Below are 23,688 nucleotides of genomic sequence, written 5' to 3'. Positions count from 1 at the left end.
CAATAGGTAACATAGCATATTTAAAAAGGGTAATACATATGTTAATGAGAAACATAAAGAAAGTGATTTATAAAGTGATTAATATTTTTAATATGATTAAAAATCAAAGTTTTAAAGGTGATCAAGCAAGTAGAAAAATGAATAGAATATTTTTACTGGAATGGATAGCAAAAATTTTACCCGTCTGTAGCCTTGAAAAAAATTCTAATAAATTCATATATGTTGGTTACTTATTGTTATTCATAGGTTCGCTTTTGGCCTTTCACTAAATCAATTTTATAGCTCTAGCGATGTTCCAACTTTAAATTTAGATAAAAATAAAATCTCTGAAAGTTACTTTATGAATTACATCTCGAGGGAAAGTTATTATAAGAAAAAAGAATCTTTTTCATCGGGTACTGGTAGTAAACGAATTCATGAAGACACTTTGTTAACATTTGATATAATGCTGCCTAGTATTGTGGAACAGGAGAGAATTGGAGAATTCTTAGATAAATTAGACAATTTAATCAAAACTCAATCTACTAAACTAGATTATTTAAAACAACGCAAACAAGCTTTACTTCAAAAAATGTTTGTGTAATTTGACCGAATCGTAGTGTAAAAAAGTATGTATACGTCTCTTTTGTTGAATATAAGTCAATACATCCTAATCAAGTGCATTGCTTGATTAGGATGTTTTTTTTATCTAGAAAAATTTTTTGCCCTTGTTTTCTCTTCATTTTTCACGTTTTTCGAAAATTCTTCAATTTTTGAGGGGATACCCCTCTCATTTTTTTATGAATTATAGTAATTTATCAAAATTTATATTATTTAAAATAGTATTGTACAAATCTTAAAGGTGTGTTATATTAAATTCATCAAGAACAGCCGTTACTTTTTAGACTTCTGATTTTCCTCTTTTTTAGTGATTCTTCTCCATTCCTTTTTACTTTATGAATCCATTTGTTGTTGAAATAAAAATAATACGATGATAAGGGGACGTATCGATGTGCTCTTAAGTGGACACCAATTCTTGAATTTTATCCTCGGAGGTGTTCCTATGATTATTGGAACAAGTTTTGTTAGACATTCAATACCTATGGTTAAACATTACCAAGAGAAATTAAAAGCGCAACAATGTGAAGCGGTCTATGTATCCTATTGTGATGCTTATTATGAGGGTATGACGTTAGATGATTTGGACTTTTTAAAACACCCGTTAAACAATGGCGATACGGTCGTGACAGTATCACTGACATCTTTATGTAACTCTGTCGAATTATTTGAATCGCTTTTAAGAATGTTCCAACGTCGTAATATTCATTTTAAAGTGATCGAACACAATTTCGATTTTTCTCCCGAAGCTTTAACAGACGATGTCATTGAAGATTTGATTGGTTATTTTAACGATGAATATTATCAATATTGTCACTTTATTGATGAACAGCTCGTTCAATTTGGACGTTACCGCTTTACACCTCAAGAAATAGAAGAAGTTTTAGACCTACTTAAGCATCAGTCTATAAGTGATTTATCCTCTAACACAGGTATTCCTGTTCCTACACTTGAAACGTTTTTGCTGCTCTACAATGAATATCAAAACAATGCGCATCTTTCTCAAATGGACGCATAGTTATTTTAAGCGATATCACATCACATATTGAGGTGTATCCTTCTACGATTCACATTCTACTGAAACATGAGATGGCTCACTATATCTACCTCTTTCCTTATTTTGTTTATCCCTTTAATTATTTTATTTATTTCTTTATTTGATTAGCGACGTTTTATTAGGATTTAATAACTGATTTTTCATAGGTTTATTGATATAGTGGGCCATTTGATGTGATGAGAGGTTCATGATGTTCAGTAGAACACGTTAATTTGCATGAGGGAAGCGACTACAATGATTGCATTCGTTTACTGGAAATCACATACATCTCAACACAAAATAACGCCTTCAACTGTCACATTGTTGACGATTGAAGGCGTTTGTGTCGTTTAATAGACGACATCGATATGATGTTCGGATGCATAATGTTGTAAGTTATGTGGTAGCGCTTGATTGGTAATAATGGTGTGAATCGCGTTTAAAGGTGCATAAGTCAATAACGTCGATTTGTTCATTTTACTATGATCGACACATACGTAGGCTTCTGCTGTTTTACTCATAATGATTTGTTTTATATGATTTTCTTCGATTTCTGAATTACTCAATCCGTTATTAATATTCACACCTGTGGCGGCCATAAAGGCTTTTTGGATATTAAACTTTTTTAACAATACGTTCGTTTCTAAACCGATAAATGACCGTGTTGTTTTTTTGTATTGTTCGCCGATAATGAATAATTCGACATGGTTAAAGTGACTGGCTTTATTAATAACGTCCAAACTGTTCGTAATAATGGTGAATGGTAAATTTTTATCGACGTGATCTAAAATATGAATTGTTGTCGTGCCGGTATCAATATAGATAATATCATGCGGTTGTATGAGTTTTGCGGCAAGACGTCCGATAGCTTTTTTACTGGCCGCATTTTCAATATTACGATCTGTATAATCTACCGCAGATGGCAGTGTAGGGTCGAGGGTTTCAACACCGCCATACACTTTCTTAACGCGGTTAAGTTTTGTTAATTCATTGATATCACGGCGTATGGTATTCAGTGACACGTCAAAATGCACACATAATTCTTCTAATGTGACGGCTTTTTGTTGATTAATATAGGCTTCTATTTCAAAAATGCGTTTTGCTTTCATGTCGATACCTCCATTACTATGAATATACCCAAAATTAAACCAAATAACAACGTCATGTATTACAAATTGATAAATAGTTGACAGACAATTGTGTATATTATAAAATTACAACCAATATATGACCAAAAGTTAATCATAATATGCTCATATATTTTTATGACCATTTGAAAGCGCTTACGATAATAGGAGGTTAAATTATGGTTGAAGTTTTAAAGAATTATATTGGTGGACAATGGGTGGCGTCTCAAGCTACTGAAACCATTGATGTGGTTAACCCTGCAACGAAAGAGTTGATAGCGAAAGTGCCAGTGTCTACGCGTGAAGAGTTAAATCATGCAGCGGAAGTGGCGCATCAAGCGTTCGAATCTTGGAAAGAGGTTGCGGTACCGAAACGTGCCCGTATTTTATTCAAGTTTCAACAATTACTGCTTGAAAATAAAGAGGCATTAGCAGCGATTATTACGAAAGAAAATGGTAAAAACACGACCGAAGCATTAGGTGAAGTGCAACGTGGGATTGAAAACGTTGAATTTGCATGTGGTGCGCCGTCGTTAATGATGGGTGATTCGCTTTCGAGCATCGCAACCAATATCGAAGGCACAAACTATCGTTATCCAGTTGGCGTTGTTGGTGGGATTACACCATTTAACTTCCCAATGATGGTGCCGTGTTGGATGTTTCCAATGGCGATTGCGGTTGGAAATACATTTATTATTAAACCTTCTGAAAAAACACCATTACTCGTCAATAAACTTGTGGATTTACTTGAAGAAGCAGGTTTGCCTAAAGGTGTCTTTAACGTTGTTCATGGTGCGAATGATGTCGTGACAGGAATTTGTGAAAATGAACAGATTAAAGCGGTGTCGTTTGTAGGGTCTAAACCGGTTGGTGAAATTGTGTATAAAAAAGCGACAGCGCATTTAAAGCGTGTGCAATGTTTAACAGGTGCGAAAAATCATACGCTTGTGTTAAATGATGCGGATATTGATGCGGCAGTTAAAGACGTCATTGGTGCAGCTTTTGGTTCAGCAGGTGAGCGTTGTATGGCCGCAGCTGTAGTTGCTGTTCAAGACGGGGTGTATGACCAATTTAAAGAAAAGTTAGTTCAAGCGTCGAAAGAAATAGTGATTGGAAATGGCATTGAAGACAACGTTTTTTTAGGGCCAGTCATTCGTGAAGAAAATAAACGTCGAACGCTCGCGTATGTGGATCAAGGTATTGAAGAAGGAGCAACTCTCGTTTTAGACGGACGCGAAGGTAATCAAGATGACGGCTATTTCGTGAAACCAAGTATTTTTGAAAATGTCACAACGGATATGACGATTTGGCAAGATGAAATTTTTGCGCCGGTGTTGTCGCTCGTGAAAATTTCAAGTTTAAAAGAAGGGATTCAACTGGCGAATCAATCTGAATTTGCGAATGGGGCATGTTTATTTACTGATAGTGCATCGTCTATTCGTTATTTCAGAGAACATATTGATGCAGGGATGCTAGGCATTAATTTAGGTGTGCCGGCGCCGATGGCTATTTTCCCATTCTCAGGTTGGAAATCATCATTCTTTGGCTCATTACATTGTAATGGTAAAGACAGTGTGGAGTTTTATACGCATCGTAAAGTCGTTACTGCGCGTCACGGCGATCCGAGATGGTAAGGAGGGCGTTTATGTCACATTTACTTAAAAAAGCTGCATCTCAGTCACAAGCTGAGGTGCATGCGATTCATGATTATTCAATGGCTGATCTAGGGTTACGTTATATCGCGTTTCGTGTCATAGATTTAAAAGCAGGCGCGGCGTATGCCTTTCATACGGAAGATTTAGAAGTATGTGTCGTGGCGCATACGGGACGTATTCAAGTGACGACGGATGATGCGTCTTTCGACCACCTTGGACGTCGTGAAAGTGCGTTTGACCGCATTCCTACAGATAGTGTGTACATTTCACGAGACCATCATGTAGAAATCGTTGCTGAACAAGCTGCGTCCGTTATTTTATGTTTTGCGCCATGTGCAACCCAACGTCCGACCGTATTGATTGCTGCGGAAGACAATACCGTTGAAGATCGTGGGAAATATGCGAATCAGCGTCATGTGCATAATATTTTGCCGGATTCCCATGAGGCAAGTGAAAATTTATTGGTTGTTGAAGTGTACACAAATCAAGGTAACTGGTCGAGCTATCCGCCGCATAAACATGATCAAGACAATCTCCCACATGAGTCGTTGTTAGAAGAAACGTACTATCATGAAATGAATCCCTCACAAGGGTTTGTATTCCAACGTGTGTATACCGATGATCTCACGTTAGATGAAACTATGACGGTATCGCACCGAGATGTGGTCGTCGTTCCAAAAGGCTATCATCCTGTCGGTGTCCCTGATGGCTATGATAGTTATTACTTGAATGTGATGGCGGGACCGAAAAAGATTTGGAAATTTCATAATGCGAAAGACCATGAATGGATTATTCACCGTGACTAAGGAGGCATCAGTATGAAAGACAAGAAAGATATCGTTGCGATTGGACGTGCTGCGATTGATTTAAATGCGGTAGAGATGAATCGACCAATGGAAGAAACGAAAACGTTCGCGAAATACGTCGGTGGCTCGCCATCTAATATTATGATTGGCGCTGCGAAGTTGGGATTAAATGTAGGCATGATCGCAAATGTGTCTGATGATCAACATGGCCGTTTTATTACTAACTATTTTAAAGAGGTCGGTGTGGATACCTCGTACATTCATATCGATGACGAAGGTCATAAGTCAGGACTTACTTTTACTGAAATTTTAAGTCCAGAAGCGTCAAGTATTTTAATGTATCGAGAAGAAGTTGCGGATTTATATTTAAGACCAGAACACGTCAGCCCTAAATTTATTGAAAATTCTGAAATGTTATTGATTTCAGGTGTGGCGTTGGCACAATCACCATCGAGGGAAGCGGTCCTAAAAGCATTGTCTATCACAAAGGCTTCAGGGGTTAAAGTGGTATTTGAGTTGGATTACCGCCCGTATACGTGGACAAATGCCGAAGAAACTTCTATTTATTATGATCTTGTGTGTAAACAAGCAGACGTGGTCATCGGTACACGTGATGAATACGATATGGTGGATGCGTTTAAACATTTATCGGACGAAGCCATCAGTCAAAATATTTTTGCGGGACAACACTGTGACCTTGTTGTGATTAAACATGGTGTTCAAGGTTCCTATGCCTTTACTTCAGATGGTACATGTTACAAAGGTAAAGCGTTTAAAGCCAATGTAATGAAGACGTTTGGGGCAGGAGATTCTTATGCGGCCGCGTTTTTATATGCCTTACTGAAAACAGGTGACGTCGCACAGGCCTTGGAATATGGTGCAGCTTCAGCAGCGATAGTCGTTAGTAGTCATAGCTCGAGTGAAGCCATGCCAACAGTGGATCAAATAGAAGCGCTTATTCAAGAACAAAGTCAGGAGTGAAAAAGATGTCTAAAACAATCAAACTGACAACAGGTGAAGCCATCGTGAAATTTTTGACCCAACAATATATTGCTATTGATGGTGAAGAACACCGTTTTGTAGAAGGTGTCATGAATATCTTCGGTCATGGAAACGTACTTGGCCTAGGTGAGGCACTGTCACACTATCAAGACGACCTTACCGTGATTCAAGGTAAAAATGAACAAGGTATGACGCATGTGGCGACAGGTTTTGCGAAACAATCATTGGGTCAGAAAATATTTGCGGTGACATCATCAGTTGGCCCTGGCTCTGCCAATTTAGTTACAGCGGCCGCGACTGCACTGGCCAATCATATTCCCGTGTTATTACTTCCTGGAGATACTTTTGCGACGCGTCAACCTGATCCGGTTTTACAACAAATTGAACACGATTACAGCAGTGGTGTAACGACAAATGATGCATTGAAGCCGGTATCACGCTACTTTGATCGTATTACGCGACCTGAACAAATTATGAGTGCACTCTTACGTGCATTTGAAGTGATGACGAATCCTGCGACGGCTGGTCCAGTGACGCTTGCGCTAAGTCAAGATGTCCAAGGGGAAGCGTTTGACTTTCCAACTTCATTTTTTAAAAAACGTGTGTATTACGTCGATCGCATTGTGCCAAGTGACCGTGCATTAACATGTGCTGCAGAGGCATTGAATAAAGCTGAACGCCCGTTATTGATTGTCGGTGGCGGTGCGAAATATTCAGAAGCACAGCATATCATCGATGCGATAAGCACCATGCATGAGCTTCCTTTTGTCGAAACGCAAGCAGGGAAATCTACATTATTGTCAAATCATCCTAACAATTTAGGTGGCATCGGTGTGACAGGTATTGCATCAGCGAATATTTATGCACAAACAGCGGATGTCATTGTTGGAATAGGCACTAAATATTCGGATTTTACAACCAGTTCTAAAACCGCATTCGATTTTAAATATGCCACGTTTATCAATATTAACGTACGCCGTCCAGATGCGTTAAAGCTTGATGGCATAGATCTTGTTGGCGATGCGAAAGCCACATTAACGGCATTATCAGAACGATTAACGATACAACCGACACGGCGAAAGCGTATGGATCAACTGAAAGCAGAATGGCAACAAGAACGCACACGTTTAAGTCACATTGATCCTACAGTGCATGACTACCAACCAGAAATACAAGATGACTTTAGCCGGTCAAAATTTCAGGATTATGTGGACGCACTTAAGACTTCTTTCCCTCAAACCAACGCCCTTATCGCCTTAAATGAAGCGGTTGCGGATGATGCCATCATTGTGGCAGCAGCTGGATCATTACCAGGTGACTTAGAACGGCTTTGGGAGACGACTGCATTCAATACGTATCATATGGAATACGGGTATTCGACGATGGGTTACGAGATTGCGGCAGCATTAGGCGCAAAACTCGCACATCCTGACCGAGAGGTGTATGCCTTAGTCGGTGATGGGAGCTTTTTAATGTTGCATTCTGAATTGATTACCGCATTGCAATATGAACATAAAATCAATGTCGTTGTATTTGATAATAGTGGCTTCGGTTGTATTAATAACCTTCAAATGGGGAACGGTAGCGACAGTTTTTGAACAGAATTTACGACGGCTTCAGGTGGCATTTTAAATATTGATTATCAAAAAGTGGCAGAAGGATACGGCGCAAAAGCATACAAAGTTCACACTCAAGATGCTTTAATACAAGCGATTGAAGATGCCAAAAAATGTACGACCTCTACACTCATCGAGATTAAAACACTACCTAAAACTATGACAGATGGTTACGCGTCATTTTGGAATGTAGGGGTGTCAGAAGTGAGTGACAAAGCTGCGATTCAAGAAGCATTGAAAACTAAAAGACAAGCAATGCAAAACGCCAAATTATATTAATCGATTGAAGGTGAGCGGATGACTATAAAAATTGGACAAGTAGGACTTGGACGCTTAGGAAGGGTACATGCTGAGAATATTGTGCATCATTTGCCAAACGCGGAATTATACGCAGTGGCAAGTGTCGTGTCTGAAGAGCTGGATTACGCTAAACATACGCTTGGGGTGCCTTATACGTATACGTCTTACTCGCAAATGATTAATAATGATGCGCTTGATGCAGTTGTCATCGTCTCACCGAGTGGTTTTCATACTGTTCAAATTACGCAAGCATTAGATAAAGGGCTGCATGTCTTTTCTGAAAAGCCGTTGGGATTAGAGATGACAAGCATTCAAAAAGTGGTTGAAAAAATTGAAGCAACACCACAACAAGTGTTTCAGCTCGGTTTTATGCGGCGCTTCGATGATTCCTACCGTTATGCGAAACAATTGGTAGATCAAGGAGAATTAGGTGCATTAACGACGATACGTTGTTATGGCATTGATCCGAGTGAAGGCTTACCATCCTTTATCAAATTTGCGAAAGGTGCGGCAAGTGGGGGCATTTTTTTAGATATGTCTATTCATGACATTGATTTAATTCGCTGGTTTACCCAATCAGAATTTAAATCAGTCTATGCCCTCGGTCATAACATCGCAGCACCTGAATTAAACGCTTGTCAGGAATTGGAAACTGGCGCGTGTCTTGCTGAACTTAACAATGGCGTAATCGCCTATTTACTTGCAGGTCGGAATGCGCATCATGGCTATCATGTTGAAACAGAACTCATTGGGACGAAAGGAATGATTCGTATTGGTAATGCACCAGAGAAAAATCTAGTGACATTATACGATGCGAATGGCGTCGTACGTCCAACCTCAACACATTTTCCAGAACGTTTCAAAGCCGCGTTTGTTAATGAGTTACGTGCATTTATTGATGCGATTAAAACCCAAGCGCCTGCTTCTGTGACAGGTATTGACGGTTTGAAAAGTACTGAAGTTGCCATCGCAATGCAACAAGCGTATGAAACAAAATCAATCATTCAACTTTGAGGTGAACGAAATGACCACATTTATTAAATATGCGTGTGCACCAATTGCTTGGACTAATGACGATTTACCAGAGCTAGGTGGAGAGAATACGTTTGAACAATGTATTAGTGAAATGGCCCTTGCAGGTTATGAAGGGACAGAAATTGGAAACAAATATCCAAAGGAAGCATCAGTTTTAAAATCTTATTTAGAGCCACGAGGCCTCTCAGTCGCAAGCGCATGGTTCAGCATGTTTTTAACAACGAAGCCATATAAAGAGACAGAAGCGGCATTTATTAAGCATCGTGATTTTTTACATGACATGGGGGCGAAAGTGATAGTCGTCTCTGAACAAGGACGCAGTGTACAAGGCCGCCTTGATCAAAGCGTATTTGATGATAAACCGCATTTTACAGACGAAGAGTGGACACGTCTCATTTATGGATTGCATCGTTTAGGCCGTCTGGCACAAGAAAAAAACATGAAAATCGTCTATCACCATCATATGGGAACGGGCGTGCAAACAACTGCAGAAATTCAACGTTTGATGGAAGCGACAGATCCGAAACTCGTGTCACTGTTATATGACACTGGACATCTACATGTTTCTGGCGAAGATTTGTTAGCCATTTTTGATACGTATCAAGACCGGATTCATCATATTCATTTTAAAGATGTACGAGAAACGATTGCGCATGATATGAAAGTACATGGCCTGTCGTTTTTAGATGGTGTGAAACGGGGCGTCTTTACGGTCCCTGGGGATGGGGACATTGATTTTAAACCGATATTAGAACGGATTCATCAATCAGACTATGTAGGGTGGATCGTGGTGGAAGCGGAACAAGACCCTGCAGTTGCGAATCCATTTTTATACGCAAAGAAAGCAAAAGCATATATGGAAGCAATATAAAAATAGAATAGGAATGAAGTGGTTTCAACTTCATAGGGGTGAACTATATGGGTATTTTTGCGATTATATCTTTTATTGTTGTCATTACAGTTGTCGGATTTTATGCCTATTATCGGAGTCGGAAAATTGATACACATAATACGGACGGTTATTTTATGGGTGGCCGTAGTTTAACTGGATTTACTATAGCCTCAACAATTATTATGACCAACCTTTCTACAGAACAAATCGTGGGTCAAAATGGTCAAAGTTTTATGGCCGGTATGGAAGTCATGGCTTGGGAGGTCACAGCAGCAATCGCAATTGTGATTTTAGCTTGGGTCTTTTTACCCCGTTATTTCAGGTATGGCATCGATACAGTTTCTGATTTTATTGAAATGCGCTATGACCCTTTTACTAAAAAATTAGTGTCATTACTCTTTATTTTCACGTATGTTGTCTCTTTTTTACCTGTGGTGCTTTATTCAGGTGCGCTCGTATTTGATAAAATTTTCAACGTGAGTGCATTATTAAATATCAGTCATATGAGTGCAGTCATTTTAATCTCTACAGTGATAGGAATTGTGGGCATTCTATACTTGTTTATTGGTGGTTTATCTTTAAGTGCACATAGTGACTCCATCTATGGTGTGGGCCTATTATTAGGAGGACTCGCAATTCCAATTTTAGGACTGATGATATTCGGAGATGGAAGTTTTTTAAGAGGCTTTGATAAAGTCGTGCAACATACTCCAGAAAAATTGAATGCGATTGGGGCGATAGATTCTAAAATCGTGCCATGGCCGACACTCTTTTTCGGTATGTTTTTCAATAATTTATTCTTTTGGTGTACAAACCAAATGATTGTCCAAAAAGCATTGGCAGGACGCAGTTTAAAAGAAGCTCAAAAAGGAGCGATGTATGTCGGCATGTTTAAAATATTTGGTGCGTTATTTCTCGTATTTCCAGGGATTTTAGCATTCAATATGTTAGGTTCACAAGTGGAAAATCCAGATAACGCATACCCTATGTTAGTGAATGCTGTATTGCCAGAATGGGCATATGGGTTGTTCGGTGCAGTTATTTTTGGTGCCATTTTAAGTTCATTTGTCGGCTCACTCAATAGTACAGCGACATTATTTTCGCTCGATTTTTATAAATCTGTGCTGAATAAAAATGCATCGAATCGTCAAGTGTCGCGTGTTGGTCGCATCATGACCATAGTGGTTGGCATCATTGTGGTGATATTAGCACCGATGATTTCATTATTTCCGCAAGGGTTATATGCCGTTGTACAAGAATTTAATGGAGTATACAATATGCCGTTATTAGTTTTAATCTTAGTTGGATTTTTTGCAAAACAGACATCACATCAAGGTGCGAAAGTGATGTTTATTTTTCACATCGCGATGTATGCGCTTTCAAAGGTGTTTTTAACAGACATTCATTTCTTATATATTTTGAGTGTGCTTTTCTTTATAGATTTATGTATTGTTTTAACATTTAATAAAATCAAGCCCACTAATGTGTTCGACTTTAATGTGAATTACGCCAAAGTGGATATCACACCTTGGAAACATCGTTATCTCGTTGGCGGTTTGATTATTTTAGTCGTCGTGCTCACATATGCCATCTTCTCACCATTAGTGTTGGCTACAATTGGAGGCAATTAATATGAAATTAACAGTAGGTGTAATCGGTGCAGGTCGTATTGGACAACTACATATTGAAAATTTACGACACCATCCAAACATTCATATCAAATGGATTTCTGATTTATATTGTGAAAAACTCCAGGGATGGATTCAAAAATGTGGAATTGAAAAAAGTACGAAAAATCATATGGATATTATTAATGATTCTGAAGTTGATGCTGTAATCATTTGTTCTCCTACAGACACACACGTCGATATCATTAAAAGTGCGTGTGAACAAGGGAAACACATTTTTTGTGAAAAACCGATTAGTTTGACGCTTGAAGCTTCATTAGAAGCAGTGGAAGCAGTGCAAAAGGCGGGTGTTAAACTTCAAATGGGCTTTAACAGACGTTTTGATCGTAACTTTGCGCAAGTACATAACTACTTAAAAGCACATCGTCTTGGAGCCGTGCAATCGTTACGAATAACGTCACGTGATCCAGAACCACCGCCATTAGCGTATATTGAACATTCAGGTGGCTTATTTATGGATATGTCCATTCATGATTTTGATATGGCACGTTATTTGATGCAATGTGAAGTGACAGAAGTGTATGCCCAAGGTGCGGCATTAGTAAATCCTGAAATTAAAACGGTAGGAGATATTGATACTGCAGTGATCACATTGACTTTTGAAAACGGAGCAATGTGTGTGATTGAAAACTGTCGTAGAAGTGTCTATGGCTATGATCAACGTGTAGAAGTTTTAGGAGACAAAGGGATGATTTCAGTAGGAAACGAAAACACGAATACGTTAACCATTGCATCTGCAGAAAACATTGCACAAGACAATCCACCGCATTTCTTTTTAGAACGTTATCAACAAGCATATAAAGATGAAATGGAAGCTTTTATTCAAGCAATTATTGAAAATCAAGATGTACGATGTTCGATAGAAGATGGTTTAAATGCGCAACAAATTGCTGTTGCGTGTAAAACGTCGTTAGAAACAGGTCAACCTGTAAAATTCTAATTTAGAAAGGAGCGCCGATATGCATCCCATACTTCATCAAGCGCATGATGCAAAATATGCCATCCCTCAGATTAATGTAAATGGTTTAATTTGGATTGAAGGGATACTTCGCGCAGCAGAAAAAAAGCGCGCCCCAATCATTCTAGGTACGACCGACAAAATTATTGATTATCTCGGAGGCTATGAATTTATATGTAAACTCATCCATTTAAAAGCTCAATCATTAAACATCACCATACCGTATGTGATTCATTTAGATCATGGTAACAGTGTCGAAAGTTGTATCAAAGCCATTGATGCGGGCTATGATTCGGTCATGTATGACGGCTCACGCTTGCCTCTTGAAGAAAATATTGAAAATATGAAAAAAGTCGTCAATTATGCCCATCAACATCATGTTTTAGTAGAAGGTGAAATTGGAGGAATAGGGGGTAACGAAGATGGCTTAGTCAATGAGGTACAATATGCGGATTTAGACGAATGTAAACAACTCGTACAACAAACGCAATTAGATGCCTTAGCTCCTGCATTGGGTTCTGTTCATGGTCGTTATCAAGGTGAGCCTAAACTAGGATTTAAAGAAATGACTGAAATTAATGAACAAGTCGCTGTCCCACTTGTGCTTCATGGGGCGTCTGGACTATCTGATGAGGATTTAAAAAAGGCAATCCTACTAGGACATAGCAAAATTAACTTTAATACAGAAATTAACATTGCATGGAGTCAATACATACGCCAAAGACTCAATGCAGATGTCACTCTATTCAACGCCAAAGAGATAGTTGCACCATCAATCCATGTGATTCAATCTACAGTAGAATCAATTATAGATAAATGTGATGCAGCAGAGCGTGTATGATTCAGTAAATTTAAAATACGTATTACTTATAAATAGGAGTAAAACATGACATCTTAATTTTGTAAAATAGCCTTCAAAACGCATGTTGTCATGTGTTTTGAAGACTACTTAAAATCCTACATCAATGGATGAGTGGATATGTGTAAACATGCCATTTGATACCACTGTTTAACCCCCTTCTCGACACAAATCAATGTGCCAAGTAAGGGGGTTAGAAATGATGTGTAGTCAGATAATACAGGCGTATACAACTTTATGGTGCATATTGTTATCATACAGTACTGCGTCAAATGAGGTGGGGTCTGTTAAGCAGCAAAACGATGTTGAATCTCACGTTGATTTTACAAGGAATTGGATATTAATGTTTCATTTAATACCTTATGGTGAGTAATTTTCAGATGCTTTAAGTTTTTTAAACTTGGGATTGCTTAATTCACTAGATTGATAAGCGTAGGCGTGTAATATAAACGTGTGGTGTGGTGATTCTGCAGTTTGCGACTTAACGGGTGAAGGTCAATATGCATGTGTTAATGTGATACTGTGATCAAAAGTATGGCACATCAACGTTTAGAGGAACGAATGGTACACGGTCTTCAACATTTGTATTTAAAGCGCTGTGTCTTTCTATCATCGATGACTTAACCTAGTGCGCGCAATGAGAATAAAATAAGTCATGATGTTTTAAGACAAAGGATGTTTCGGCGTTCGTGTGTCACTCGGCATGATGTCATCTTACATAAGGTGTTCTTCATACGAGACAGCACAACGTTTTGGGTGAGATAAGGTGCACGTTGGTCTGTCAATATAAGTTGTATACATTAAACGAGGTATGAACGATGGCCTTAAATACACGCTTTAGAAATTGACGAACATATGGGTTAAGCTTCTCAAATTAAATGAATGGTGCGTCGCGTCAATGGTCTTAGCGTCATGTGTGAGAAGATAACGTGGCGCCACATTTTTAACAACGCATGCAGTGCTAAGTTACCTTCAAGGTGTGTCCTTGTGTATAAGTGTGCGTACGTCCGGTCTCATAATTACATTGTAATTATACGTAACACTGCTTATGCTAGGACGAGATAACATATGCTAAGAAAATATATGTTGTGTCATAAATTAAGTATTGCAACACCAAATATTTTCTATAACTAGATTATAAGAAGTTTTAGTGTAAAAAGCAACATAAATTTACGGAATTTTCTTAAAAATTAAGTGTCATATATCTAAAATTAAGATGAAAGTGCATTATTCTGTGCCTCCAGAATGAAGTACAGCGATCATGAGCCTTTGTGTTAGAGGATGATGGTAAGCACTGTGTGAATTAAAAATAAAGTCATAAAAGTAAGCTTGAGAAGTATCGCATAAAAAGAGTAGCGCTAAATATATAAACAAACATCCCCTCACACTTTGAAGTAGTAGGGGATGTTTATTATTAGATGCACAAGTAGTGTTATTTCACATGTGTCATTTCTAATTGATGAATCAGATGCGTTAACATATCGTTGTTCGGAGTTGGTATGCCTAACTCATGACCATATTTACTAATTTGGCCATTTAAATAATCGACTTCTGTTAAACGCCCATGATATAAGTCTTGGTGCATAGATGGATAGTGAAGACCTTGTGTTTCTTTAGGATAAGCGCCTTCAATTTTTTGAACGAGTGTTTCTTTATTTAATACGATGCCTTTTGCTTTCGCGACAGCTACAATTTCTTCGATAATCGGCTCGATTTGTTGACGTGCTTCTGGATATTCGCCAAATTCAAAAATGGTTTTGTTTAAAATTGTACATAGAGGATTTAATACACTATTTAACGTTGCTTTCGTCCAAACAGTTTGTAGTACATTATCGCTTACATAAGCATTTAAATTTGCTTGGTTAAACATATCTGCAATGACTTGCGTACGTGCGTCAGCTTCACCATCTGCACGTTGTAAATCAATGCGCCCTGTACCTTCTAATAAAATTTGACCTGGACCGCGTAAACCTGCTGTCCACATGGTTACAGCTAAAAATATTTGAGATTTTGGAACAATTTTTTCAAAACGTTCATCATGGCCAAGTCCATTCATCATTGTTAAAATAGCGGTATTTTCATGAATAGCACCGCGATCTAATAGTGTTTGAACCATCGTTTCAGATTGCATTGCTTTCGTTAAAATAACAATTAAATCATACGCTTTTTCAGTATGTTCTGGTTTACATGCATCGATTTTCATGTAATGGGTATCAGTTTCGGTTTGAATTTCTAACCCATGTTCATTAATGGCTTTAATATGTTCATCCCAAAAATCAATCAATGTGACATCAAAGCCTGCTTTTTTTAATTGACTTCCTATACGGCCACCCATAGCACCGGCGCCTGCAATCGCAATTTGTTTCATAGTAATTCCTCCTTAGATAGACTGAGTTGTTGTATATTTAGCGTAATTTTAAACTAAAAAGTTGTCAATCTTATGCGAAGAAAGTTACCAAAGTTTTTATAAAATACTGTGGAACTAGATTTACATATAAATGGTTTGCTTTGCTAACTATAAAGCGTTAAAATATATTTTGTGAAAATAATAATGAATGGAGGTTGGCGATTTGTCAGAAGGTTTGACGACAGCAAAAAGAAATTTAATCGTTACCATTATGCTATTAAGTGCATTTGTAGCGATGTTGAACCAAACGATTTTAAATACAGCGTTACCAGCGATGATTGTTGATTTAGGGATACCTGAAACTACTGCACAATGGCTGATAACCGGTTTTATGCTAGTGAATGGAATAATGATTCCATTGACGGCTTTTTTAATTGATAAATATTCTACGAGACAGCTGTATATTTTTTCGATGGCTGCGTTTTTATTAGGCTCTGTGATTGCGGCAATGGCACCAAGTTTCGCGGTATTAATGATTGCGCGTGTCATTCAAGCTATCGGTGCAGGTATTTTATTACCGCTAATGCAGTTTATCGTATTTATGGTGTTTCCTGTTGAAAAGAGGGGATTCGCGATGGGGCTAACAGGTATTGTCGCGCAGTCAGCTCCAGCGATAGGCCCAACGTTAACTGGTGTGCTCATTGACTTTTCGAGTTGGCATGTGCCGTTTATCGTTGTCGCTGTCATTTCACTCATTGCATTTGGCACGGGTGTATTTTATGTAGAAAATTTAGGTCAATCTAAACCGACCTCATTAGATAAACGGTCAGTTGTTTATTCTACAGTTGGATTTGGATTGATCCTTTATGCGTTCAGTATTGTAGGTCATGTTGGTCCATTGTCTCCATTATTTATCATCAGTCTCATTGTCGGGATTGGTATTGTGGCAATATTTACGATACGTCAATGTCGTATCGACGCACCGCTTTTAAGTATGTCGGTATTAAAAAATAAAACATTTACACTATCTGCGTTTGCTTCAATGATGATTTATATCGGTATCGTGGGCCCCGCTTTACTCATTCCAATTTATGTTCAAACTGGACTTGGCCTTTCCGCATTTTTATCAGGATTGGTCATTTTACCAGGTGCGGTTGTGAACGCATGTATGTCGACGTATACTGGTAAAATTTATGATCGCTATGGTGTCCGTGTACTTGTGATTCCAGGTTTTATTTTATTAATCATTATGACAATATTGCATATTTTCTTAACGGCAGAAACGCCATTTTGGTATGTTGTCATGATTTATGCGATTCGCATGTTCTCTGTGGCACTATTAATGATGCCGTTGAATACGGCAGGGTTAAATGCGTTAGAAAATAAAGAAGTGTCACATGGCAATGCGATTATGAATTCGCTTCGTATTATTGCCGGTGCGATGGGAACTGCAATTAGCATTACCGTTCTTTCTATCGTGTCACGAAACTTTATGGACGCACATGGTCATTCGGCTAAAATGATGCGTGAAGCTACGATTAGCGGAGTCGATGCCGCATTTATTTTTACGACAGTATTAATTGTTATTGGCTTTGTTTTATCACTCTTTATCCGTGAAACAAAACAAAGCTCGTTATCACAATCATAAGACTAATTTTGAAAGGATGAACGTTATGGGTGTTTTTACAAATGAAGAAAAGGTTCAAATTTTAAAAGATGTTGTAGGTTTTAAAACGGTTAATGATAATGAATTAAAGGTATGTCACTATTTTAAAGCATTATTTCAAAAACACGGTATTGCAGCGCGTATTGATATGGTTGAAGGGCAACGCGCAAACCTTATAGCTGAAATTGGTGAAGGCTCCCCAGTACTTGGTATATCTGGTCATATGGATGTTGTAGCTGAAGGCAATCATAGTGAATGGACGTACGATCCTTTTACACTTACGGAAGCGGATGGTTACTTATATGGACGTGGCGCTGGAGATATGAAATCTGGACTTGTCGCTTTAGCCATAGCAATGATTGAAATTCATGAAAGTGGTGCTTTAAAACGCGGTAGAATTAAATTTATGGCGACAACAGGTGAAGAAATGGAACAGCTTGGTTCTAAGCAGTTGTATGAAAATGGAGAAATGGATGACGTCGATGCCCTTGTTATTGCGGAACCGTCAGAAAAGATGTTAGTGTATGCGCATAAAGGATCTATGGATTTCCGTATCACGTCTAAAGGTCGCGCTGCACACAGCTCGATGCCAGTGATTGGTCAAAATGCGATTAAACCATTGATGCAATTTGTGCAACATATAGATGATGAATTTGATAAAATTTCGAAAGCGTTGAACTGCGAACGTTTAAATTTCGAAACATTTTTGGATTACATTAAACCAATGTTATCTGAAAACATGGATATGGATGATGTGTCACGCGTCCTTTATGGTTTAGTTATTACAAATACAATATTTAATGGAGGCACTCAAGTTAACTCCGTACCTGGACGAGCGACTGCAGAATTCAATGTGCGCACAGTACCTGAGTATGACAATGAACAAGTAAAAGCATTATTTAACCACTATATAGAGCTAATGAATCAACAAGGGGCGAATCTTGAACAAGATGTCTATCTTGATTTAGATCCTGTCATTACAACGGGAGATAATGCGCTTGTACGTCTAGGTGTTGAAACGGCAAAACAACATTTTGAGCATGATATTATCGTATCGCCCACGGTTGGTGTTACGGATGCTTCCAACTTATTACGTGGTAAAGATGAACATTTCTCATTTATGATGTTTGGTCCTGGAGAGCGCGCACATCAAGTTGATGAACGTGTGAAAAAAGCATCTTATTTAAACTTCATCGATTATTATATCGCGTTATTTACAACATATCTTTCAAAATAATGATGATGATTTAATGTGAAAAGGGGAGCTTAAGTTTTAATATTTTAACTTAAGTTCACCTCTTCTATTTAGCGCTTTTGTAAACGCTTTCTATTGTGCGGAATTGCCTCTGATGCTTGTATATAAAATTGAAAAAATAGCGCTTGTAGATTAATATAGTTTGTATATTTTATTTATGTAGTTGAAGTGAATGGAACTGGAATAACGCGTTGATTATTCTAGGCACATTCCAAATCTTAACTAAAGGGATATGATGAAATCATGGAACACAATACGGAGTTTGAAGGAAATGGACGACTTATCATAGGGATCGTTCTAGGCGTAATTACGTTTTGGTTATTTGCCTTATCTTTAGTCAACGTCGTGCCGACATTACATAAGGAGTTAGGTGCAAATTTCGGTTTAATTAATGTGGCGGTGAGTCTGACGTCACTCTTTTCAGGTATGTTTGTAGTCGGGGCTGGAGGCATTGCGGATAAATATGGCCCTGTAAAAATGACTTATGTCGGGTTATTGTTAAGTGTAATCGGCTCACTCATTATTGTCGTTTCACCACAAATTTGGCCAATGATTATCGGGCGTGGTATTCAAGGGTTGTCAGCAGCATTTGTCATGCCGGCAACATTATCTATCATTAAAGGGTACTACCATGGACGTCATCGCCAAGCTGCATTAAGTTATTGGTCCATCGGCTCATGGGGTGGCGGTGGTGTGGCATCATTTTTTGGTGGCATTACCGATACATTTTTAGGATGGCGCTGGATTTTTATATTTTCAATTATGGTTGCCTTCGCAGCAATGATTTTAATTAAAGGAACTCCTGAAGTGCCACGTAAAGCAAGCGTCGCACGTCAAAAATTTGATTTCGCAGGTTTAGTACTGTTTTTGATTTTTATTTTAAGTTTAAATTTAATCATTACGCAAAGTTCAGATTATGGTATAGGTTCACCTATCATTTTATCTTTAATCGCACTTTTTATTATTTCAATTGTGATTTTTGTCATCATGGAGAAAAAACGTAAAAATCCATTAGTAGATTTTGAAGTATTTAAAGACAAAGGCTATACAGGCGCAACATTGTCAAATTTTTTAATGAATGCGGTTGCTGGAACATTAATTGTTGGTAATACATTCGTTCAAGAAGATAAAGGATTTACGTCAGCGCAAGCGGGATACCTTTCAATTACCTATTTAGTGATGGTCTTAATTACCATTCGTGTAGGCGAAAAGATTTTACAACATCTTGGTGCACAAAAGCCAATGTATATCGGTAGTATACTTAATATGGTCGGTATCATTTTAATCTCATTAACATTTTTACCTACGACTGCTTATGTCATCGCTTGCGTGATTGGATATTTCATTTATGGTTTAGGTTTAGGATTATACGCAACACCATCAATGGATACTGCAATCGCTAATGCAGATGAAGAACATATTGGCATGGCATCAGGAATATATAAAATGTCATCTTCGCTTGGTAACGCATTCGGTATTGCACTTTCTACAACGATTTTTGCGATTGGAACATCTGCTTTTAACATGCAAGTGGGTGCGATGTTTGGATTATGGTTTAACGTCATCCTTGCATTCATTTCATTTTTACTTGTTGCATTTTTAGTGCCGAAATCTCAAGGTGTTCAAGTTGAGAAGTAATAGAAGGTGGAATGGTTTTGAAATGCTTACCCACTTAAGTATTAAAATTTAATTTTCAAAGATGTGGTGCGTTTATCGACCAAAACCCCTCGCTATGTCGTTAGTGAGGGGTTTGTTGGTATGGATATAGTGATTTATGGATTTATAATCACCTTTTCAGTCTAATACGTAAAATAGCGTAACAATTAAGAGACGTATTGCTGTGGTTGTGATATGATCAAGGATTTCACACTACATTTTTACGTAAAAAGTGATTACTTAGAGGAAGTGATTCTATTTGTATATCCCTTGCTAATTATTATATTCGCTTATAATAAGTTTAATTATGCCATGATAAATGAACTTCTATGAGGGTGTAATAAGTGATAATAAATACATTACTATACAATGGTATTAAAATCTAAAAAAGTATTTCGAGCTATGATATTTCGGAAAATAATAATTTTATGTGACTAACGTCACATAAAATTATAAATAGATAGTATAAAATTAGAATTGGAAGTCATACATGAGAGGAGGAAGTGCTATGGAGCAAGGGGTAATGGTTAGCAACAAAGGTTGCTCGGCATGCGCGATTGGTGCTGCTTGTCTAGCTGATGGTCCTATTCCTGACTTTGAGGTAGCGGGTATCACAGGTACATTCGGTATAGCTTCTTAATTGAATATTTACTATGGGTGTAACGACTTGTCGTTGCACTCGATTTATAAAGGGGATCTCTATATGCAAAGGTATATAAAGTTTAATGAAAATGTTAGATTACATCAACTCCCAGAAGGCGGAGTAATAGAAATGAGCTTCAGAGATACTAAATTTGATATATTAGAGTTTGAATATTTAGATTTGAATTCTTCTGCGTTTGAAGCATGTACCTACTTTGATGGTAGCAAAAAGATAATAGATATTATTCAAGAGATGTGCATTAAATATGATTGTGAACTTAAGGACCATATTAATTGGTACAGTAACTTAATTAAAGATTTGTACAGTAAAAAATTAGTTGAGCTCACACAAAATAATAATACAGGTCCGATTAACTTAACAGGTTCTAAAGAGTATATCACACCACTGCATACTACTTTTGAAATAACGCATAAATGTAATTTAGAGTGTAAACATTGTTATTTAGAAAGCTCTCCTTCTGTTAAAGATACACTAAGTTTTAATGAATTTAAAAAAATAGCTGATGAAATGTATAATAAAGGTGTTTTAACATGTGAAATTACTGGAGGAGAAACATTTGTTCATCAAAATGCAAAAGAAATAATAGAGTATGCATTAAATAAGTTTCATAAAGTAGGTATATTAACTAATGCTACTATTTTAAGAGAAGACGTATTAGATTTGCTTACAAAATATAAGGATAAGATTATAGTTGGTATATCTTTAGATAGTGTTGATCCAAAAGTACATAATGAATTCCGCCAACATCCTAAAGCACATCAGTTAACTTGTAAAAATATTAAAAGACTAGTTGATAGAGGCATTTTTGTAAGAGTAGGTATGTCCATTTACGAAGATAATATGTGGGAAATAAAAGAGATGGCTAAGTTAGTTAGAGAATTAGGAGCACAAGCATTTGCCTACAACTGGATTGATGATTTTGGTCGAGGAAAATCAATTGATGAAGTGAAATTAAATAAACAAAATGATATTTCTTTCAAAGAATTCGAGGTAAATGTTTTAAAAGAAAATAAAGATATCATCCCACTTATACCGATTAATGAAAATAAAGCTAATAATTGCGGCGCTGGATGGCGATCAATAGTTATGGATCCTAACGGTAATGTAAGACCTTGTGCGTTATTTCCGAAAGAATTTAAGATTGGTAATTTAAAAGATTCTAGCTATGAAAAAGTGTTCTCTAGTGACATTGTCAATAAATTATGGAAATTACAGTCTCCTCAAAGTTCTAGTTTATGTTCAAAAGAATGTCCATTCAGCGATTACTGTACAGGATGTTATTTGAAAGGATTAAATACAAATAAAAATCATCGAAAAGAGAATTGTGACTGGGTCATAGAACAAAAACTTGAACCCTTGATGGAAAATATTTAGGAGTGGTAATATGTCAAAAAATTTTTTGAGATTAATAATAGTTATAATTTTTGTGATTTCAACGGTAGTGTTCATATTGAAAAATGATTGGGTTTTTGCCAGTATTTTTGGAATTATCTTTATCGTATTTTTATTAAGATTAATACAAGGTGTATATAATGATAAAAATCAGTGATTTATATGTTTGGTATGACAAGGAATTTATTTTGGAAAATATAAATTTACAACTTTCGAGTGGAGAAATTTATGCCTTGATTGGTAAAAATGGAAGCGGTAAGACTACACTTATCAATACAATTTGTGGAGTTTTATCCTCATTTAAAGGAAGTATTGTTATGGGCAATACTTCCTTTAGTGCAGAAAGCCATTCAAAAACAATACAAAGTAGTAAAAAGGAAAGGTATTATATAGCAGATAATCCGGAAAGAATAAAATATATGAATTGTTTGCAATATATAAACTTAATTTTAGATGTATACAATACGAAAAAAGATCATAAACTATTACAGTATTATATGGAAAGATACCAATTTTCAAATCATAAAAATAAGATAATTAATGATCTTTCACTTGGAAATCTCAAGAAGCTAAACATTATATGCTCTTATTTAATAAATACTAGGATTTTGATTTTTGATGAACCATTAAATGGATTAGATATTCAAGCCATTGAAAGGTTTATAGAAGATATACAACTATTAAAAAATAAGGGGTATTTAATAATCTTATCTACTCATATTCTTGATGTAATTGAAAGGTTTACTAATAAAATTGTACTTATTAATAATAGAAAAGCCACAGAATTAACATTTGAGAATGCTAGTCAAATTAGAGAGGTTTTGGGTGTGAATGAAACTACATAAATATCTAAAATATATAGTTCTAGCTGAGAGTAACAAATACAATTTGAAATCGATATGTAAATTACTAATAAGTGTATTGATTTTGTTGATGTTTGAGTTGTATTTAATTTTGAATAGTGGTATTGAAATTACTATCATTAAACATGCTCATTTTAAATTGATTATTTCTTTGACCTCATTTGTTTTAGCATTATCGTTTTGGAGTTCTTTTAGAAATAGTAATGTACATAGTATGTTTAAACCATTGCCAGTAAATATAAAAAAATTGTATCTATCAATGGTTGTATATATT

General features: G+C 36.8%; 19 protein-coding genes and 1 pseudogene. 18 read left to right on the top strand and 2 right to left on the bottom strand.

Annotation, left to right across the window (positions count from 1 at the left end):
* The 3 genes from CD172_RS12875 to CD172_RS09815 form a co-directional block, all read left to right on the top strand.
* Positions 1-269 (top strand): hypothetical protein (locus tag CD172_RS12875; protein WP_206169842.1); only part of this gene is annotated, 269 nt, incomplete at its 5' end.
* Positions 212-583, top strand: a complete 372-nt coding sequence (locus CD172_RS09820; RefSeq protein ID WP_103346244.1) for a restriction endonuclease subunit S — start codon at positions 212-214, stop codon at positions 581-583. The genes CD172_RS12875 and CD172_RS09820, both read left to right, overlap by 58 nt.
* A gap of 459 nt (positions 584-1,042) precedes the next feature.
* Positions 1,043-1,615: a recombinase family protein gene (locus tag CD172_RS09815; protein ID WP_103346243.1), complete on the top strand. Its 573-nt coding sequence runs from the start codon at positions 1,043-1,045 to the stop codon at positions 1,613-1,615.
* 368 nt (positions 1,616-1,983) lie between these two features.
* On the opposite strand, the gene CD172_RS09810 is transcribed toward CD172_RS09815, so the two are convergent.
* Complete coding sequence (locus CD172_RS09810) at positions 1,984-2,742, bottom strand: DeoR/GlpR family DNA-binding transcription regulator (protein WP_103346242.1); 759 nt, start codon at positions 2,740-2,742, stop codon at positions 1,984-1,986.
* Between the two features lie 197 nt (positions 2,743-2,939).
* Here CD172_RS09810 and CD172_RS09805 point away from each other — a divergent pair, with 197 nt between their 5' ends.
* The 9 genes and pseudogenes from CD172_RS09805 (at position 2,940) to CD172_RS09765 (ending at position 13,553) form a co-directional block, all read left to right on the top strand.
* Complete coding sequence (locus CD172_RS09805; protein ID WP_103346241.1) at positions 2,940-4,394, top strand: CoA-acylating methylmalonate-semialdehyde dehydrogenase; 1,455 nt, start codon at positions 2,940-2,942, stop codon at positions 4,392-4,394.
* An 11-nt stretch (positions 4,395-4,405) separates the two neighbouring features.
* Entirely contained in the window at positions 4,406-5,221 is an 816-nt protein-coding gene (gene iolB / locus CD172_RS09800) for a 5-deoxy-glucuronate isomerase (RefSeq protein WP_103346240.1), read from the top strand.
* 12 nt (positions 5,222-5,233) lie between these two features.
* Positions 5,234-6,202 (top strand): 5-dehydro-2-deoxygluconokinase, encoded by a 969-nt coding sequence (iolC, locus tag CD172_RS09795; RefSeq protein WP_103346239.1) that lies wholly within the window; start codon positions 5,234-5,236, stop codon positions 6,200-6,202.
* Between the two features lie 5 nt (positions 6,203-6,207).
* Positions 6,208-8,118: pseudogene (gene iolD / locus CD172_RS09790) on the top strand (3D-(3,5/4)-trihydroxycyclohexane-1,2-dione acylhydrolase (decyclizing)).
* An 18-nt stretch (positions 8,119-8,136) separates the two neighbouring features.
* A complete protein-coding gene (locus CD172_RS09785; RefSeq protein ID WP_103346238.1) occupies positions 8,137-9,153 on the top strand; it encodes a Gfo/Idh/MocA family protein in 1,017 nt (338 codons plus the stop codon).
* A gap of 10 nt (positions 9,154-9,163) precedes the next feature.
* Positions 9,164-10,045 (top strand): myo-inosose-2 dehydratase, encoded by an 882-nt coding sequence (gene iolE, locus CD172_RS09780; protein WP_103346237.1) that lies wholly within the window; start codon positions 9,164-9,166, stop codon positions 10,043-10,045.
* 47 nt (positions 10,046-10,092) lie between these two features.
* Complete coding sequence (locus CD172_RS09775; RefSeq protein ID WP_103346236.1) at positions 10,093-11,697, top strand: solute:sodium symporter family transporter; 1,605 nt, start codon at positions 10,093-10,095, stop codon at positions 11,695-11,697.
* 1 nt (position 11,698) lies between these two features.
* On the top strand, positions 11,699-12,694 hold the full coding sequence (gene iolG, locus CD172_RS09770) for an inositol 2-dehydrogenase (RefSeq protein ID WP_103346235.1): 996 nt from the start codon (positions 11,699-11,701) through the stop codon (positions 12,692-12,694).
* A gap of 19 nt (positions 12,695-12,713) precedes the next feature.
* Entirely contained in the window at positions 12,714-13,553 is an 840-nt protein-coding gene (locus CD172_RS09765; RefSeq protein ID WP_103346234.1) for a ketose-bisphosphate aldolase, read from the top strand.
* Positions 13,554-15,003: 1,450 nt separating this feature from the next.
* Here CD172_RS09765 and CD172_RS09760 read toward each other — a convergent pair.
* Positions 15,004-15,939, bottom strand: coding sequence for a ketopantoate reductase family protein (locus tag CD172_RS09760; RefSeq protein ID WP_103346233.1), 936 nt, complete (start codon positions 15,937-15,939; stop codon positions 15,004-15,006).
* A 250-nt stretch (positions 15,940-16,189) separates the two neighbouring features.
* Between CD172_RS09760 and CD172_RS09755 the strand changes: the two genes are divergently transcribed.
* The 6 genes from CD172_RS09755 (at position 16,190) to CD172_RS09730 (ending at position 23,396) form a co-directional block, all read left to right on the top strand.
* Entirely contained in the window at positions 16,190-17,566 is a 1,377-nt protein-coding gene (locus tag CD172_RS09755) for an MDR family MFS transporter (protein ID WP_103346246.1), read from the top strand.
* 25 nt (positions 17,567-17,591) lie between these two features.
* Complete coding sequence (locus tag CD172_RS09750; RefSeq protein ID WP_103346232.1) at positions 17,592-18,821, top strand: ArgE/DapE family deacylase; 1,230 nt, start codon at positions 17,592-17,594, stop codon at positions 18,819-18,821.
* A gap of 261 nt (positions 18,822-19,082) precedes the next feature.
* The gene (locus CD172_RS09745; protein WP_103346231.1) at positions 19,083-20,477 is read left to right on the top strand and encodes an MFS transporter; all 1,395 of its coding nucleotides are present in this window, start codon (positions 19,083-19,085) and stop codon (positions 20,475-20,477) included.
* 526 nt (positions 20,478-21,003) lie between these two features.
* Positions 21,004-21,135: a subtilosin A family bacteriocin gene (locus CD172_RS09740; RefSeq protein ID WP_103346230.1), complete on the top strand. Its 132-nt coding sequence runs from the start codon at positions 21,004-21,006 to the stop codon at positions 21,133-21,135.
* A 63-nt stretch (positions 21,136-21,198) separates the two neighbouring features.
* The gene (locus tag CD172_RS09735; protein WP_103346229.1) at positions 21,199-22,533 is read left to right on the top strand and encodes a radical SAM/SPASM domain-containing protein; all 1,335 of its coding nucleotides are present in this window, start codon (positions 21,199-21,201) and stop codon (positions 22,531-22,533) included.
* 158 nt (positions 22,534-22,691) lie between these two features.
* Complete coding sequence (locus CD172_RS09730) at positions 22,692-23,396, top strand: ATP-binding cassette domain-containing protein (RefSeq protein WP_103346228.1); 705 nt, start codon at positions 22,692-22,694, stop codon at positions 23,394-23,396.
* Positions 23,397-23,688: the final 292 nt, after the last annotated feature.

It is taken from the genome of Staphylococcus agnetis (assembly GCF_002901865.1).
Taxonomy (GTDB): domain Bacteria; phylum Bacillota; class Bacilli; order Staphylococcales; family Staphylococcaceae; genus Staphylococcus; species Staphylococcus agnetis.
Note: the sequence above shows the minus strand (reverse complement) of the source record. Positions and strands in the feature narration are given on the sequence as shown.